Source organism: Cellulomonas humilata (assembly GCF_030814415.1).
Classification (GTDB): Bacteria; Actinomycetota; Actinomycetes; order Actinomycetales; family Cellulomonadaceae; genus Cellulomonas; species Cellulomonas humilata_A.
In genome coordinates, this window is the sequence record NZ_JAUSVB010000006.1 from 90076 (window position 1) to 103018 (window position 12943).

17 protein-coding genes are annotated in these 12943 nt (G+C 72.7%); 10 read left to right on the plus strand and 7 right to left on the minus strand.

The genetic code is table 11. The features are described 5' to 3' along the window. Nucleotides 1-115 precede the first annotated feature (115 nt). Together J2X26_RS18955 and J2X26_RS18960 are read left to right on the plus strand one after the other, a co-directional pair. Nucleotides 116-850: a PadR family transcriptional regulator gene (locus tag J2X26_RS18955; RefSeq protein WP_307494263.1), complete on the plus strand. Its 735-nt coding sequence runs from the start codon at nt 116-118 to the stop codon at nt 848-850. Between the two features lie 82 nt (nt 851-932). Continuing rightward, nucleotides 933-1127, plus strand: coding sequence for a helix-hairpin-helix domain-containing protein (locus J2X26_RS18960; RefSeq protein WP_307494264.1), 195 nt, complete (start codon nt 933-935; stop codon nt 1125-1127). Nucleotides 1128-1133: 6 nt separating this feature from the next. On the opposite strand, the gene J2X26_RS18965 is transcribed toward J2X26_RS18960, so the two are convergent. After that, nucleotides 1134-1850, minus strand: a complete 717-nt coding sequence (locus tag J2X26_RS18965; RefSeq protein ID WP_307494265.1) for a YqjF family protein — start codon at nt 1848-1850, stop codon at nt 1134-1136. A 25-nt stretch (nt 1851-1875) separates the two neighbouring features. Then, the gene (locus J2X26_RS18970; RefSeq protein ID WP_307494266.1) at nt 1876-2607 is read right to left on the minus strand and encodes a DUF4386 family protein; all 732 of its coding nucleotides are present in this window, start codon (nt 2605-2607) and stop codon (nt 1876-1878) included. Nucleotides 2608-2714: 107 nt separating this feature from the next. Between J2X26_RS18970 and J2X26_RS18975 the strand changes: the two genes are divergently transcribed. Continuing rightward, a complete protein-coding gene (locus J2X26_RS18975) occupies nt 2715-3431 on the plus strand; it encodes a TetR/AcrR family transcriptional regulator (protein WP_307494267.1) in 717 nt (238 codons plus the stop codon). Nucleotides 3432-3584: 153 nt separating this feature from the next. On the opposite strand, the gene J2X26_RS18980 is transcribed toward J2X26_RS18975, so the two are convergent. Together J2X26_RS18980 and J2X26_RS18985 are read right to left on the minus strand one after the other, a co-directional pair. Next, a complete protein-coding gene (locus J2X26_RS18980; protein ID WP_439897876.1) occupies nt 3585-4637 on the minus strand; it encodes an NAD(P)-dependent alcohol dehydrogenase in 1053 nt (350 codons plus the stop codon). 39 nt (nt 4638-4676) lie between these two features. Continuing rightward, a complete protein-coding gene (locus J2X26_RS18985) occupies nt 4677-5498 on the minus strand; it encodes an SDR family oxidoreductase (RefSeq protein WP_307494268.1) in 822 nt (273 codons plus the stop codon). Nucleotides 5499-5680: 182 nt separating this feature from the next. Here J2X26_RS18985 and J2X26_RS18990 point away from each other — a divergent pair, with 182 nt between their 5' ends. Both J2X26_RS18990 and J2X26_RS18995 read left to right on the plus strand, forming a co-directional pair. Then, nucleotides 5681-6949: a sensor histidine kinase gene (locus J2X26_RS18990; RefSeq protein WP_307494269.1), complete on the plus strand. Its 1269-nt coding sequence runs from the start codon at nt 5681-5683 to the stop codon at nt 6947-6949. Next, nucleotides 6946-7593, plus strand: coding sequence for a response regulator (locus tag J2X26_RS18995; protein ID WP_307494270.1), 648 nt, complete (start codon nt 6946-6948; stop codon nt 7591-7593). Before J2X26_RS18990 ends, J2X26_RS18995 begins: the two co-directional genes overlap by 4 nt. Here J2X26_RS18995 and J2X26_RS19000 read toward each other — a convergent pair. Together J2X26_RS19000 and J2X26_RS19005 are read right to left on the minus strand one after the other, a co-directional pair. Further along, a complete protein-coding gene (locus J2X26_RS19000) occupies nt 7566-8405 on the minus strand; it encodes a class I SAM-dependent methyltransferase (protein ID WP_307494271.1) in 840 nt (279 codons plus the stop codon). The two genes, J2X26_RS18995 and J2X26_RS19000, sit on opposite strands and share 28 nt — an antisense overlap. Next, the gene (locus tag J2X26_RS19005; RefSeq protein ID WP_307494272.1) at nt 8405-9127 is read right to left on the minus strand and encodes an SAM-dependent methyltransferase; all 723 of its coding nucleotides are present in this window, start codon (nt 9125-9127) and stop codon (nt 8405-8407) included. The genes J2X26_RS19000 and J2X26_RS19005 overlap by 1 nt, the downstream gene beginning before the upstream one ends. A gap of 122 nt (nt 9128-9249) precedes the next feature. On the opposite strand from J2X26_RS19005, the gene J2X26_RS19010 reads away from it, so the two are divergent. Both J2X26_RS19010 and J2X26_RS19015 read left to right on the plus strand, forming a co-directional pair. Continuing rightward, complete coding sequence (locus J2X26_RS19010; RefSeq protein WP_307494274.1) at nt 9250-10038, plus strand: DUF6345 domain-containing protein; 789 nt, start codon at nt 9250-9252, stop codon at nt 10036-10038. A 30-nt stretch (nt 10039-10068) separates the two neighbouring features. Beyond that, nucleotides 10069-10863 (plus strand): hypothetical protein, encoded by a 795-nt coding sequence (locus J2X26_RS19015; protein ID WP_307494275.1) that lies wholly within the window; start codon nt 10069-10071, stop codon nt 10861-10863. A 46-nt stretch (nt 10864-10909) separates the two neighbouring features. Here the strand turns inward: J2X26_RS19015 and J2X26_RS19020 are convergent, their stop codons facing one another. Then, nucleotides 10910-11557: an NADPH-dependent F420 reductase gene (locus J2X26_RS19020; protein WP_307494276.1), complete on the minus strand. Its 648-nt coding sequence runs from the start codon at nt 11555-11557 to the stop codon at nt 10910-10912. A 52-nt stretch (nt 11558-11609) separates the two neighbouring features. On the opposite strand from J2X26_RS19020, the gene J2X26_RS19025 reads away from it, so the two are divergent. Genes J2X26_RS19025 through crcB form a run of 3 tightly spaced genes read left to right on the plus strand, consistent with a single transcriptional unit; the run spans nt 11610 to nt 12942 of the window. Then, nucleotides 11610-12134 (plus strand): universal stress protein, encoded by a 525-nt coding sequence (locus J2X26_RS19025; protein WP_307494277.1) that lies wholly within the window; start codon nt 11610-11612, stop codon nt 12132-12134. Next, nucleotides 12131-12580 carry a fluoride efflux transporter FluC gene (locus J2X26_RS19030; RefSeq protein WP_307494278.1) on the plus strand — a complete coding sequence of 150 codons (450 nt, stop codon included), beginning with the start codon at nt 12131-12133 and terminating at the stop codon, nt 12578-12580. Before J2X26_RS19025 ends, J2X26_RS19030 begins: the two co-directional genes overlap by 4 nt. After that, nucleotides 12577-12942 carry a fluoride efflux transporter CrcB gene (crcB, locus tag J2X26_RS19035; RefSeq protein WP_307494280.1) on the plus strand — a complete coding sequence of 122 codons (366 nt, stop codon included), beginning with the start codon at nt 12577-12579 and terminating at the stop codon, nt 12940-12942. The genes J2X26_RS19030 and crcB overlap by 4 nt, the downstream gene beginning before the upstream one ends. The last annotated feature ends 1 nt before the right edge of the window (nt 12943 follow it).

The following is a 12943-nucleotide window of genomic DNA, read 5'->3' on the forward strand; positions in this document are numbered from 1 at the left end:
GTCAAAGATAGATCGACGATATATCGTTACGTCATCCGGTCGAGATCGCACGACCTCCCGGACGCCGCGGCCGAGCGACCCCGCCCCCGCGACCCACATCGTCAGGAGACACCTCATGCGACACCCCCACCACCCCTTCTCCAGCACCACCACCGACCCGACCGCCGAGCGCGGCCGCACCCGTCGCCGTCGCGGCGACTTCCCCGACGCCCCCTACGAGGAGGGCTTCGACCCGCGCCGCGGAGGTCCCCGCGGAGCGTTCCCGCACGAGCACCACGAGCACGACGGACACCGCGGCTTCGGCCCCGGCGGCCCGCGTGGCTTCGGTGGTCCCGGCTTCGGCCCGGGCGGCCGTGGCCGCGGTCCCGGCCGTCGCGCCGGACGCGGCGACATCCGCGCAGCGATCCTGCTGCTCCTCGCCGAGGAGCCGATGCACGGCTACCAGCTGATCCAGCAGATCGGCGAGCGGTCGGGCGGCACCTGGCGGCCCAGCCCCGGCGCCATCTACCCGGCGCTCAACCTCCTCGAGGACGAGGGCCTCATCGCCATCACGTCCGAGTCGGGCCGCAAGATGGCCACGCTCACCGAGGCGGGCGGCACCTACGTCACGCAGAACGCCGAGCAGCTGGGCAGCCCGTGGGAGGACGCCGCGAGCCGGCCGACCTCGCCGGGTCGCGCGCTGCGCGGAGCTCTCGAGGCGCTCGGCGCGGCGGCCCACCAGGTCGCCCGCACGGGCACCGACCAGCAGGCGACCAAGGCGCTCGAGGTCCTCGACCGCGCGCGCCGGGACCTCTACCTGATCCTGGCCGGCGACCCGCAGTCGGTCCCGGACCCGGCACCGGAGGCCTGACCTCCGGCTTCCCGACGAGGCACCCCGCGGCTCATGCTGCGGGGTGCCTCGCTGCGTCGGGGCGATGAGAGAATCTCGCGTCATGGTCGACTCGACGACACCGCCCACTCCGTTACCGCGCGGGATCGGCAGGCCCGCGACGGCGGCGCTGGCACTGGCGGGCATCACGACGCTCGACGACGTCCGCGGCGTGGATCCCGACGAGCTCCTGCGGCTGCACGGCGTCGGCCCGAAGGCGATCCGGGTCCTGCGCGAGGCGCTGGCCGCGACAGGTTGAGCCGGGCTACTGCGGCATCGCGAACCGGGCGTGCACTCCCGGTGAGTACAGCACCGAGTCGGGCGGTCGCGATGCCACTCCCGGCAGCCCGCCTGCGGCGACGAGCTCGTCGTCCAGCGACACCAGCGACGCCCGTCGCAACGGCCAGGGTTCGTGCTCGTTGGGCACGAACCGCGTCCGCCCCCGCAGGACGGTGTGCATGCCCCAGCGCGCGGTGAGGAAGTCGGCCAGCGGGTCGTCGACGACCGCCTGGCGCGTCGGTCGGACGACGATCCGCGACGACGGCCGATCGCCGGTGAGGCGGGTCGAGCGGTAGTCGATGGCGTCGTCGGAACGCCGGATCGACATCCGCGCCCACTGGTACGGCACGTTCATGACGGTCCGTGCGCCGAGCACCGTGAGCACCCGCGACGCCTCCAGCGACCGGAACAGCACGCCGCGCCGGCCCTCGTCGTCGACCGTGTAGAGCCGGACGTTGATCTCGGGGAAGTCGCCGATGTACGGCAGCGCCGGCCCGGGGACGAGCGTGAACCGCTCCATCCGGAACGCGATGAGGCCGACCCAGGAGCTGCCGTCGAGCTCGTCGGGCCGGGTCCCCGGCGGCAGGAGCGGCGCGACGACGTCGGACGACACCCGCCAGTGCAGGAAGCTGACCCGCACCCAGTCCTGCGACAGGATCACGCGCCCGCTGAGCGGCGTCGCGACGGGCTGGATGGGATCCATCCGGCCACCGTAGATGCCCGCCGGGTCAGACCGGGGTGGCAGCCGCGGCGGGCTTGCGGGAGGGCGACCGCAGCAGCGCCACGCCGAGGACCAGGAGGACCAGGTACCAGACGGAGTAGATCGACGAGCCGATCGCGGTCAGCGGGTCGTCGGCCAGCCAGCCGGCGGGCACCAGGGTGACGGCCCAGGCGACGGCGACGACCGCCAGCGACCGACGCAGCCAGACGGGGGCGACGTCGGCCGCGCGCCAGGCGAGGACGCCGAGCCCGACGGCCCACACGCCCTGCAGCAGCCAGCCGAGGTTCTCGCCGAGCGCCCCGCCGGCGTAGGCGTTGATCAGATCGTAGGTCGCGGCGGTGGCCTCCGTGGTCGCGGCGGAGGCGGTCGGGTCGAGGTAGCGCTCGGCCAGGCCGGGCACGACGAGCGGCCAGCGGATCCAGCCGAGGCTCTGGATGACAGGGGCGAGGATGCCGAACGCGGTGACGGTGAGGAGTGCGGCATCGGTGCCGCGGCTGCGGGCGAGCAGCAGGTGCAGCGCGATGACGCCGGGGATGAGGACGAGGCTGCCGGCCATCTGGAGCAGGAAGAGGGACTGGACGGTCCCGGCGACCTCCGCGAACGCGGGCAGGACCTCGGAGGCGGGGGCGTCGAGGATGTCGGGCCAGCCGAACCGCATGCTCAGGCCGACGCTGGCGACGAGGGCGAGGGTGCCGGAGGCGATGAGCGAGAAGGCGGCGGTGCGGCGGTCGTTGACCATGGGACGCTCCTGACGGACGAAACGAGAACACTGTTCTCTCTTGTGTGAACAGTGTTCTCGCGAGTCGCACGGAAGTCAAGAACAGTGTTCTCGTTTATGCTGCGCGGATGGCTGCCACCGTGCGCGAGCGACGTCGTCAGGAGACGACCGACGCGATCCTGCGCTCCGCCCGCACGCACCTCGAGCAGGCCGGCGTCGAGGGGGTCACGCTGCGCGCGGTGGCTCGCGACCTCGGCATCGCGGTGTCGGCGCTCTACCGGTACGTCGACAGCCGCGACGACCTGCTCACCGAGCTGCTGGTCGAGGCGTTCACGGAGCACGGCGACGCGGTCGACGCGGCCGTCGACTCGGCACTCGCCGACGACCCCGACGACGTCGCCGCAGCCATCACCGCCGGGCTGCGTGCCTACCGGGCGTGGTCGGTGGCGCACGCGGCGCAGTTCGGCCTCGCGTTCGGCGCCCCGGTGCCCGGCTACCACGCACCCGCGGGCCGCACCATCGCCGTCGCCGTCCGGCCCGGGAGCCGGATCATGGCCCTGCTCGCGACGGCCTACGCGCGCGGCCTGGTCGACGACGACGTGCTGACCGCGCGGGCGTCGACCCTCGACGACGGCACCGCTGCCGGGTTCGACGCCCTGGCCGCCCGGCAGTCCTACCCGCTGCCCGCACCCGTGATCGCGCTGGCCGTCGACGCGTTCGTCCGGGTGCACGGGTTCACGGTCATGGAGGTCTTCGGCCAGCTGCGCCCGCTGGTCAGCCCCGCGGACGCCTACTACGAGCAGCTGCTGCGCGAGATCGTCGCGACGCTCGGCCTGCACGCCTGACCGCTCAGTGCCGCGTGATCGGCACTTTCCGACGAGATCGGCAGTCGCAACTCACGATCTCGTCGGAAACAGCCGAACTCGTCAGCTGCGGCCGAGCTCGTCGGTTGCAACGGACGAGTTCGGCCGTGAGTGACGAGTTCGGCCCCCGCGAGGTCAGACCGCCGGGATCGTCGACGTGTCGATGACGAAGCGGTAGCGGACGTCGCTGTTCACGACGCGGTCGTAGGCCTTGTCGACGTCGTCGGCGGTGATCGTCTCGACGACCGAGCCGAGCCCGTGCTCCGCGCAGAAGTCGAGCATCTCCTGGGTCTCGCGGATGCCGCCGATGTTGGAGCCGGACAGGTTCCGACGAGCGCCTGTCAGCGAGAAGACGCGGAACGACTGCTTGTTCTCGGGCAGCCCGACGAACACCAGCGACCCCTCGAACCGCAGCAGCGACAGGTACGCGTCGACGTCGATGTCGGCGCCGACGGTGCTGATGATCAGGTCGAACGACCGGCGCAGGTCCCGGAAGGTCTGGCGGTCGCTCGACGCGTAGTAGTGGTCGGCGCCCAGCGCGAGCCCGTCGGCCTGCTTGGACAGCGACTGGCTGAGCACGGTGACCTCGGCGCCGAGCGCGTGCGCGAGCTGCACGCCCATGTGCCCGAGCCCGCCCATGCCGACGATGGCGACCTTCTTGCCCGGCCCCGCACCCCAGTGCTTCAGGGGCGAGTAGAGGGTGATCCCGGCGCACAGCAGCGGTGCGGCGACGTCCAGCGAGATCCCCGACGGGATGCGCAGCGCGTAGTTCTCGTCGACCACGATCTGCGTCGAGTAGCCGCCGTACGTCGGTGACCCGTCGTAGGCCTTGCTGTTGTACGTGCCGACGTTCCCGTTCAGGCAGAACTGCTCCTCGCCGGCCAGGCACATCTCGCACTCGCGGCAGGAGTCGACGAAGCATCCGACGCCCGCGCGGTCGCCGACGGCGTGCTTGGTCACGCCCGACCCGACGGCGGAGATGAGGCCCGCGATCTCGTGCCCGGGGACCATCGGGAACCTGGCCTTGCCCCACTCCTCGCGAGCCTGGTGGATGTCGGAGTGGCAGATCCCGGCGTACGCGATGTCGATGAGGACGTCGTGCTCGCCGAGCTCGCGGCGCTCGACGGTGCCGCGCTCGAACGGGGCGCCGGCGGACGGGGTGAGCAGTGCGGGGACGGTCAAGGACACAGTGATCTCCTCAGAGGCACGACGGGTGGGCTGGTCCCATCATGCGCCTGTGCCGATCCACGCGCGTGTCATCGTCTGCACGGTGGACCCGTCGAGGTCGGCCAGCTTGGTCCCCGCGAACGCCCGCGCGGTCGGCGACGTCTGCACGCGGACGGGTGGGTCCTCGTCCATGAGGAGCTCGACCAGGAGAGCGGCGACGTCGTCGGCGGACTGGGCGTTGGCGAACGCGCCCGCGGTCCGCTCGAGGTAGGCGGCCAGCAGGGGCGCATACGGCCCGTCGTCGGCCGAGGGGCGCCCGACGTTCGCGACGAACTCGCTGGCCACGGCGCCGGGTTCGACGATCACGACCCGCACGCCCAGCGCCGCGGCGACGGGCGCGAGGCTCTCGAGGAACCCCTCGACGGCGAACTTGGCGGCGCAGTACGCGTCGTTGAACGGCTGGCCGACGACGCCCCCGACGCTCGAGATCGTCAGCAGCCGCCCGCCCGACGCGCGCAGGTGCGGCAACGCCGCCTGGGTCATGGCGACGACCCCGAAGAAGTTGAGCTCCATGTTCGCGCGGAACGCGTCCATGCCGAGGGTCTCGGCGGTGCCGACCTGGCCGGCCCCGGCGTTGTTGACCACCGCGTCCAGGGAGCCGTGGTCGGCGACGACGGACGCGACCACGGCGTCGACGGCGGCGTGGTCGGTCACGTCCAGCGCACGGAGGTCGAGCGGGAACCCGGCGCCGCGCTCGCGGAGGACCGAGGCCTTGGAGAGGTCCCGCATCGTCGCGACGGTGGTCCAGCCGGCGTCCGCGGCGGCCAGCGCGGTCTCCAGCCCGATGCCGGTGGAGGTGCCGGTGATGAGGACGGTGGGCATGAGGACCTCCGGGGGTGGTTCGGGTGCGCCGTTCCATCCTCCGCCCGCTCTCGTCGGTCCGCTCAGACGTCGGGCGTGGTCCTTGCTCAGGGCGGTGCACGGTGACGGCCGACCCGAGGACGACGTCGATCTCCGCCGCGCGGCTGAGGCGGCCGGAGCGGGCGGCACGCGACGATGACGCCGTGACGACGACAGCCGGCCCACCTCCCGCCCAGACGACAGCCGGTGCACCTCCCGCCCAGACGACCGCCCACGCCCGGCCGGCTGACGATCCGCCCGCCGCCTACTCGTGGCGCTGGTGGGTCCCGTCGGGCGTGGTCGCGCTGGTGGTCGCGATGTTCCTGCTGGCCACCCCGGAGGTGGGCCGGTTCCTGCTGTTCGACGTCGGGCTGTCGCCGGAGGACGGGTGGGTGTCGTTCGACCGGCTCGCCTTCCTCGGCGGTGCCTGTGTCGTCGTCGGGGTGGCGCTCGGACGCCGGTGGCCGGTCTGGGCGACCGCCCTCACGCTGCTCCCGTTCCTCGTGGTGCCGTGGTACGGCGCGATCGTCTGGGGGTGGTGGCTGGGGATCGTGGCCGTGGCCGTGCTGGCGGCGCTGGACGGGATCCGTCGTGCTGTGGTCCCCACGGCGGCCGCGCTGCTGGTGGCCGCCTGGTACTGCGGGACCGCGATACCGGCCTACCTGCCGATCGGTGCGGTCACCGCCGGCGGGCGTGGGGGATACGCGCGGGGGATCCTGACCGTGTACGTCGTCGCCGTCCTGACGGCGGTTGCCGTGGGCTACGCGGTCGGATCGGTCCGCCGGTCGCAGCGTCGCGTCGCCGATGCCCAGGTCACCGAGCGGCACGCCCTGGAGATCGAGTCCCTCGCCGGGGAGCGCGCCCGCCTTGCGCGGGACCTGCACGACGTGGTCGCGCACCATGTGTCGCTGGTCGCGGTCCGCGCGGAGTCGGCGCCGTTCCTGCACCCGGACCTGAACGACGACGCGCGCGAGGTCCTGGCGGCCATCGCGTCGGACGCCCGCGAGGCCCTCACGGAGCTGCGGCAGGTGCTCGTGGTGCTCCAACGCACGTCGGACGAGAGCGAGCGTGCTCCGCAGCCGACGGCGTGCGACGTCGACGACCTGGTGGCCTCCGCGGTCGCGGCGGGTCAGTCGGTCGCGCTCGACGGCTCGTGGCGCGACGTCCCGCCGGCGACCGGCTACGTGCTCTACCGAGCCGTCCAGGAAGGGCTGACCAATGCCCGACGGCACGCGGCGGGGAGCCTGACCACCGTGAGCCGGACGCAGTCGGCGACATCCGTGGGCCTCCGGATGTCCAACGCGGCAGACGGCGGCGCGGAACCGGGTCGCGGCCTGATCGGGATGCGCGAACGCGTCGAGGCGCTGGGTGGCACCATGACGGCCGTGGTCGTCGACGGAGAGTTCGTGCTGGAGATCGAGGTGCCCGCGTGACCCGGGTCGTCGTCGCCGACGACCAGCCGGTCGTCCTGCAGGGCTTCGCGGCGATCATCGGAGCGGCACCGGACCTCGAGGTGGTCGGTTCGGCGAAGGACGGCCGCGAGCTGCTGCGGCTGGTCGCGTCCGAGAAGCCCGACGTCGCGGTGGTCGACGTGCGGATGCCGGTGCTCGACGGGATCGCGGCCACCCAGCGGATCAGCGCGGAGCACCCGTCGACCCGCGTCCTGATCCTGACGACGTTCGACCTGGACGAGTACGTGTACGACGCCCTGCGCGCGGGAGCCAGCGGCTTCCTGCTGAAGGACGTGACGGCGGACCGGCTGGTCGAGGCGGTGCGGATGGTCGCGGAGGGCTCGATGCTGCTGGGGCCCACGGTCACCCGGCGGCTGGTCGAGGACTTCACCACGCGGTCGCCGGCGCCGACCAGGGCGAAGGGTCTCGACGACCTCACGCCCCGCGAGCTCGAGATCCTGAGGGCGGTGGCGCGAGGGCTGTCGAACGCGGAGATCGGTGCGGAGCTGTGGATCGCCGAGCCGACCGTGAAGTCGCACGTCTCGGAGGCGCTGCGCAAGCTGGGCTGCCGGGACCGGGTGCAGCTGGTGATCGCGGCCTACGAGTCGGGGCTCGTGGGGTCCTGACGGCGCCGGCCGACGTAGAGCAGGTGCCCGGCGGTCGCGAGCACACCGGGATCCGACGCCGTCGCGACGAGACGGTCGAGCAGCCGGGTGTACGCCGCCGGGTCCTCGAGCCGGAGCTCCTCGAGCCCGTCCTCGACGCCCGTGAGGAACCCGTGCGTCGAAGCCAGCGTCACCGTCGAGAAGCCGTGCGACTCGAAGAACGGCGCGACGTCGCGCGGCTCGACGCCGTACACGTGGGTGAACCGGTCGGGGACGGCGTTCTCGAACACGCCGTCGTCGAGCAGGCGGTCCAGGACCGCGGGATCTGCCAGCTGCCACCGCTCGTCGGGCAGCGACAGGAGCCGGCGCACGGAGACGTACCGCGGCATGAGCGCGACGGCGACCCGACCACCGGGTCGCGTGACCCGCGCGAGCTCCCGGGCAGCGAGCGCGCGGTCGGGGGCCGTCGTCAGGTGGTACATCGGCCCGAGGCTGAGGACCGAGTCGAAGGTGGCGTCGCCCCAGCGCGAGAGGTCCCGGGCGTCGATCTGGACGACCTCCCGGACCGTGCCCGCAGGCAGTGACGACTCGGCGATGGCGAGCAGCTCGGGGGACAGGTCCGCCAGGGTCACGTCCCAGCCGAGCTCCGCGAGCCACACGGAGTACGGCCCGGTGCCGCCGCCGAGGTCGAGCGCGCGACCGGGTGCGCCGAGGTGGGGTTCCAGGAGCCGGGTGGTCAGCACGCGCTCGAGCAGACCCTCCGCGGAGAGCAGCCGGTCGCGCTCGTGCTGGCTCTTCGCGGCGTAGTAGGCCTGCACGGCCGACGGGTCCATCAGGGCCGCCGCACCAGCGCGAAGACGCCCCAGCCGAGGTACGGCCGCTGGTGGGTGACGTACTCCAGGGGCGCCGTCGACAGCTCGTGCCGCAGGGCCGGTGCCAGCTCGTCGTCCGGGTTCTCGTCGAGGAACCGCCGCACGTTCAGCCACTGCGCGGCCACGTACCGGTCCCAGCTGGCCTCGTCGGCGAGCACCATCTCGACCAGGTCCCAGCCGGCGTCGCGGGTCTGCTCGACCAGGGCCGGCAGGGTCACGAAGTCGCCGATCGCGAGGGCCGCCTCCGGGGGGTCGGTCCGCCAGAACGGCTCGCCGACGAGCGCGATCCCGCCGGGTCGCAGGGACCGACCCAGGAGGTCGAGCGTGCCGACGACCCCGCCGCCGATCCACGTCGCGCCCACGCACGAGGCGATGTCGACCGCCGACTCCGCCACGTAGCCGGAGGCGTCGCCCTGCACGAACGTCACCTCGACCCCGAGTGACGCCGCCCGCTCGCGGGCCGCCGCGACGAACACCGTGCTCAGGTCGACTCCGGTGCCGACCGTCCCGTGGTCCCGCGCCCAGGTGCACAGCAGCTCGCCCTTGCCGCACGCGAGGTCGAGCAGCGTGGTGCCGGGGGTCAGGTGCAGCGCGCGGCCGAGGGTGGCCAGCTGGGCGTCGGTGAACGGGTCGAGGATCCGGTGGCTGCTCTCACGGATCGTGTGGTGACGGGGGAGGTCCATGCGCCGGACGTTACGTCCGGCAGGGCACCCGGGCGAGCAGATATGACCCGCGACCGCGGTATCACTCCGTCGGACGTCCCTCTCGTTCTCGGTGACAGGACCGACGGCGAAGGGGGACGACGATGTCGTACGGCATCGGCACCGAGTGGATCAACGCGTACAACAACCTCAACGCGCTGACCCACGAGCACGAGGACGCAGGCGGCTTCTACGACGAGCTGCGTGTGCACGACGGCGCGACCGGGAAGTTCAACTGGGGCGACGGCAACGCGTTCGAGGACGACTTCAAGGCGAACGCCCGCGGAGGGCACGCCGACCAGTGGGTGGAGCAGGCCGACATCGTCTACTTCACCGGGCACGGCAGCCCGAGCGGCTTCTACTTCCGCAGCGACGTACCCGACGACTCCCAGGTGCAGGGCGACTTCACGACGAGCGCGGCCGGCAACGACGGCGACCTGCGCCTCGGCCACGGCGACCTGGAGTGGTTGGGCCTGGAGGTGTGCAACACCCTGCAGATGGACGCGTTCCAGCAGGGGGCCAACCGCGACGTCTTCGACCGGTGGGCCGACGCGTTCGAGGGTCTGCACGCCCTGCTGAGCTTCACGACGACGAGCCTCGACCTGGCCAACCCGGGGCGGGCCTTCGCGTCCGCGCTCGACGGCCGGTGGATGACCGCCATGTACGGCATCCCGGAGTTCCTCATCGGCCGCCACCCGATGCGCGTGATCGACGCGTGGTTCTGGATGGCGCAGTTCACGCAGCCCAGCTGGGTGGAGTCGGCGGTGCTCTACGCCAACAGCTCCGGCACCAACACCGGCGCGGACTTCCTGCACGGCCACGGCTTCGTCAGCACCGACCCGCACCGCGGCGGCTCCTGGTTCTCCTGGACCTGGATCCCGCACGCCTGCTGAGCGCTCGCACACTTCTCGAGAGGAACAGTCATGACCACGATCTCGGTCGCCCGTGTGCGACCTGCAGCCCTGGACGACGACCGCCTGCGGGCGCTCGCCGAGGCCTTCCGCATCGACGGTGACGTCGTGCGCACCGAGGAGGCGTTCGCCCTCGTCGGCAAGGAGGCCACCCTCGTGCACGGCGGACCGGGCAACCGGCTCGCCGGCGTCACCACCCTGGTGGACACGGTCCGTGGCGTCGCCGCCACCGACCCCGAGAAGGAGCACCCCGAGCCGCTCCCCGCGGAGAAGGCACTGGGCGTCACCGCCGAGCTCACCGAACGCTTCGGGCTGGGCCCGACGGCCGCGCAGTTCGACGGCGTGCGGCTGGAGTCGACCATCGACGCCACCGTCGTCCAGGCCGTGCGCTTCGACGGCAAGGAGCGGACGCGGTTCGCGGTGAAGACCGACGTGCGCAGCCGCGTGACGCTCGATGGCATCCCGGTGACGGGTCCGCGGGCGGGCCTGAACGCCACGTTCCTCGACGACGGCCGGCCGCTGAGCCTCATGGCGACCACCTGGGACGCCGTCGAGCTGGACCACGAGGCGGAGCTCGTCGAGGAGGGCGAGGCGCTGGAGCGTGTCCTCGAGGCGGCGCGTCACCGCAAGGAGCGCCGGGGCACCGACCTCAAGGTCGTCTCGTCGGTGCTGGCCTACTGGGCTGCGCCGTACGAGGGCGGCGCCGACCTGCTGGCGCCCAGCTGGTTCATCGAGCTGGCTCACTCGGCCGACGAGTACGGGAACGACGGCCCGAAGCAGCTGGTCCGGGTCGGCGCGACCCGCTGAGCACGCGGACGGCCTGCGCCCGGAGGGGAGCGCAGGCCGTCCGTCGTCACATGTCTCGGTAGCGCACGGCCTTGCCCAGCGCGGCGCGGAGCCCATCGGCGTCGAACCGCTGGATGTAGGCCGCGGTGTCGCGCTGGTAGCGCCAGCCCTCTGCGAGCGGGCCGACGTCGACCGTGTCGAAGCCCAGCTCGTCGATGAGCTCGGCCACCGCGGCGCGGGCCTCGTCCGAGTCGCCGGCGACGGCGAGCGCGCGACGGTCCGGCGTGCCGGCGGGGGCGCCCTGCGTGGTGAGATCGCCGGCCCCGATGTGGTTGAAGGCCTTGACCACGTGCGACTGCGGCAGGTGGCTCTGCAGGAGCTCCGAGACGGTGGTCGACTCGTCGTCCAGGGACGGGATCTGGCCGTCGCGCTGCGGGTAGTAGTTGTTGGTGTCGATGACGACCTTGCCGGCCAGGGGCGCGACGGGCACGTCCTTCACGTTCTTGGTCGGGATGGTCACGACGACCACGTCCCCGGCCGCGGCGGCCTCGGCCGACGTCCCGGCGCGCGCCCGGTCGCCGAGCTGGTCCACCAGGTCGGTCAGGGTCTCCGGACCGCGGGAGTTGCTGACGACGACGTCGTAGCCCTGGGCGATCGCGAGCTGCGCGAGGGCGCCACCGATGTGGCCGGCGCCGATGAATCCGATAGTGGTCATGGTGGTGGGCAACCTCCGCGTCCCCGCTGGTGTTCCCGCGTAGCCTCGACAGGTGACCCGTTCCGCCCCGCACCCGTGGCACGGCGCCGTGGAGCCCGGCACCCCCACCCTCGTCGTCGGGGTGCTGCCGAACCAGTCACCGGCGGTCGTGCGTGGTGCCGCGTCGCTGGCACACGCGATGCGCGCGTCGTTGGTCTGCGTCTGGGCGGACCCGGCGCGGAGCTTCGTCGCCGAGGAGCCCGACGGCACCCTCGTCACCACCCCGCTGGACCCTGACCACGCCGACAGCCAGGCGGGGGACGGCGTCGCGGAGACCGCGCTGAGCAAGCAGCTCGCGGCGGACCTCGCAGGCGTGGACGTCCCGTGGAGGTTCGTCTACACCGTCGGCGAGGCGTCCCGGGCCCTGGCTCGGGTCGCGCGGGAGTCGGGCGCCCTGCTGATCGTCATCGGCAGTCGGCGTCCCGGGATCGGCGGCTGGATGAACCACCTGATCGGCGGCTCCACGGCGGGTCACCTGGCGCACACCCAGTCCGTGCCCGTCACGATCGTCCCCCTCTCCTCGGGGGACCACCCGTGACGCGATCGCCGCACCTCGACCCGCGCCTGGTCGCGGTCGTCGCGGTCGGCGGTGCCGTGGGCACGGCCGCGCGCTGGTCCCTGACGCAGACGGTCGGCGCCTCGTCGAGCGGATGGCCGACGGCGACGTTCGTCGAGAACCTGCTGGGGTCCTTCCTCCTCGGGGCCCTGCTGGAGGTTCTGCTGCGCCGGGGTCAGGAGTCCCGACGGAGCCTCGTGATCCGGCTCGGTGCGGGGACCGGGGTGCTCGGCGGGTTCACGACGTTCAGCAGCCTCGCCATCGAGATGGAGCGGCTGCTCGCGGGCGGTCAGGCGACGATGGCGCTGGTGTACGGGGTGTCGAGCGTGGTGCTGGGGCTTCTCGCGTGCGTGGCGGGTATCGCCCTCGGCGCCCGGCACCACCGCTGGCGCCACGAGCGTCTGCCGCTGCCGGACGAGGCGCCGTGACCCTGGTGCTGGTGGCCCTGCTCGGCGGGGTCGGTGCGGCGACGCGGTTCATGGTCGACGGTGCGGTGCGCTCCCGCTGGACGCGGGTCTTCCCGCTGGCCACCCTGGTGGTCAACGTCAGCGGCTCGCTCCTGATCGGCCTGCTGACCGGCGCGCACCTGTACCACGGCCTCGGTCCGCGCATGCTGCTGGTGGCCGCCACGGGCTTCTGCGGCGGGTACACCACGTTCTCGACCGCGATGGTGGAGACCGTGCGGCTGATCCAGGCGGGCGAGCTGCGCCGGGCGACCGCGAACGCGCTGGGGTCCTTGCTGTTGTGCCTCGGCGCAGCGGCACTCGGCGTCGGCATCATGGCGATCTAAC

Coding starts and splice junctions, on each gene's coding strand:
- J2X26_RS18955 (WP_307494263.1), top strand. CDS start 116: ATGCGACACCCCCACCACCCCTTCTCCAGCACCACCACCGACCCGACC.
- J2X26_RS18960 (WP_307494264.1), top strand. CDS start 933: ATGGTCGACTCGACGACACCGCCCACTCCGTTACCGCGCGGGATCGGC.
- J2X26_RS18965 (WP_307494265.1), bottom strand. CDS start 1,850: ATGGATCCCATCCAGCCCGTCGCGACGCCGCTCAGCGGGCGCGTGATC.
- J2X26_RS18970 (WP_307494266.1), bottom strand. CDS start 2,607: ATGGTCAACGACCGCCGCACCGCCGCCTTCTCGCTCATCGCCTCCGGC.
- J2X26_RS18975 (WP_307494267.1), top strand. CDS start 2,715: ATGGCTGCCACCGTGCGCGAGCGACGTCGTCAGGAGACGACCGACGCG.
- J2X26_RS18985 (WP_307494268.1), bottom strand. CDS start 5,498: ATGCCCACCGTCCTCATCACCGGCACCTCCACCGGCATCGGGCTGGAG.
- J2X26_RS19000 (WP_307494271.1), bottom strand. CDS start 8,405: ATGGACCCGTCGGCCGTGCAGGCCTACTACGCCGCGAAGAGCCAGCAC.
- J2X26_RS19005 (WP_307494272.1), bottom strand. CDS start 9,127: ATGGACCTCCCCCGTCACCACACGATCCGTGAGAGCAGCCACCGGATC.
- J2X26_RS19010 (WP_307494274.1), top strand. CDS start 9,250: ATGTCGTACGGCATCGGCACCGAGTGGATCAACGCGTACAACAACCTC.
- J2X26_RS19015 (WP_307494275.1), top strand. CDS start 10,069: ATGACCACGATCTCGGTCGCCCGTGTGCGACCTGCAGCCCTGGACGAC.
- J2X26_RS19020 (WP_307494276.1), bottom strand. CDS start 11,557: ATGACCACTATCGGATTCATCGGCGCCGGCCACATCGGTGGCGCCCTC.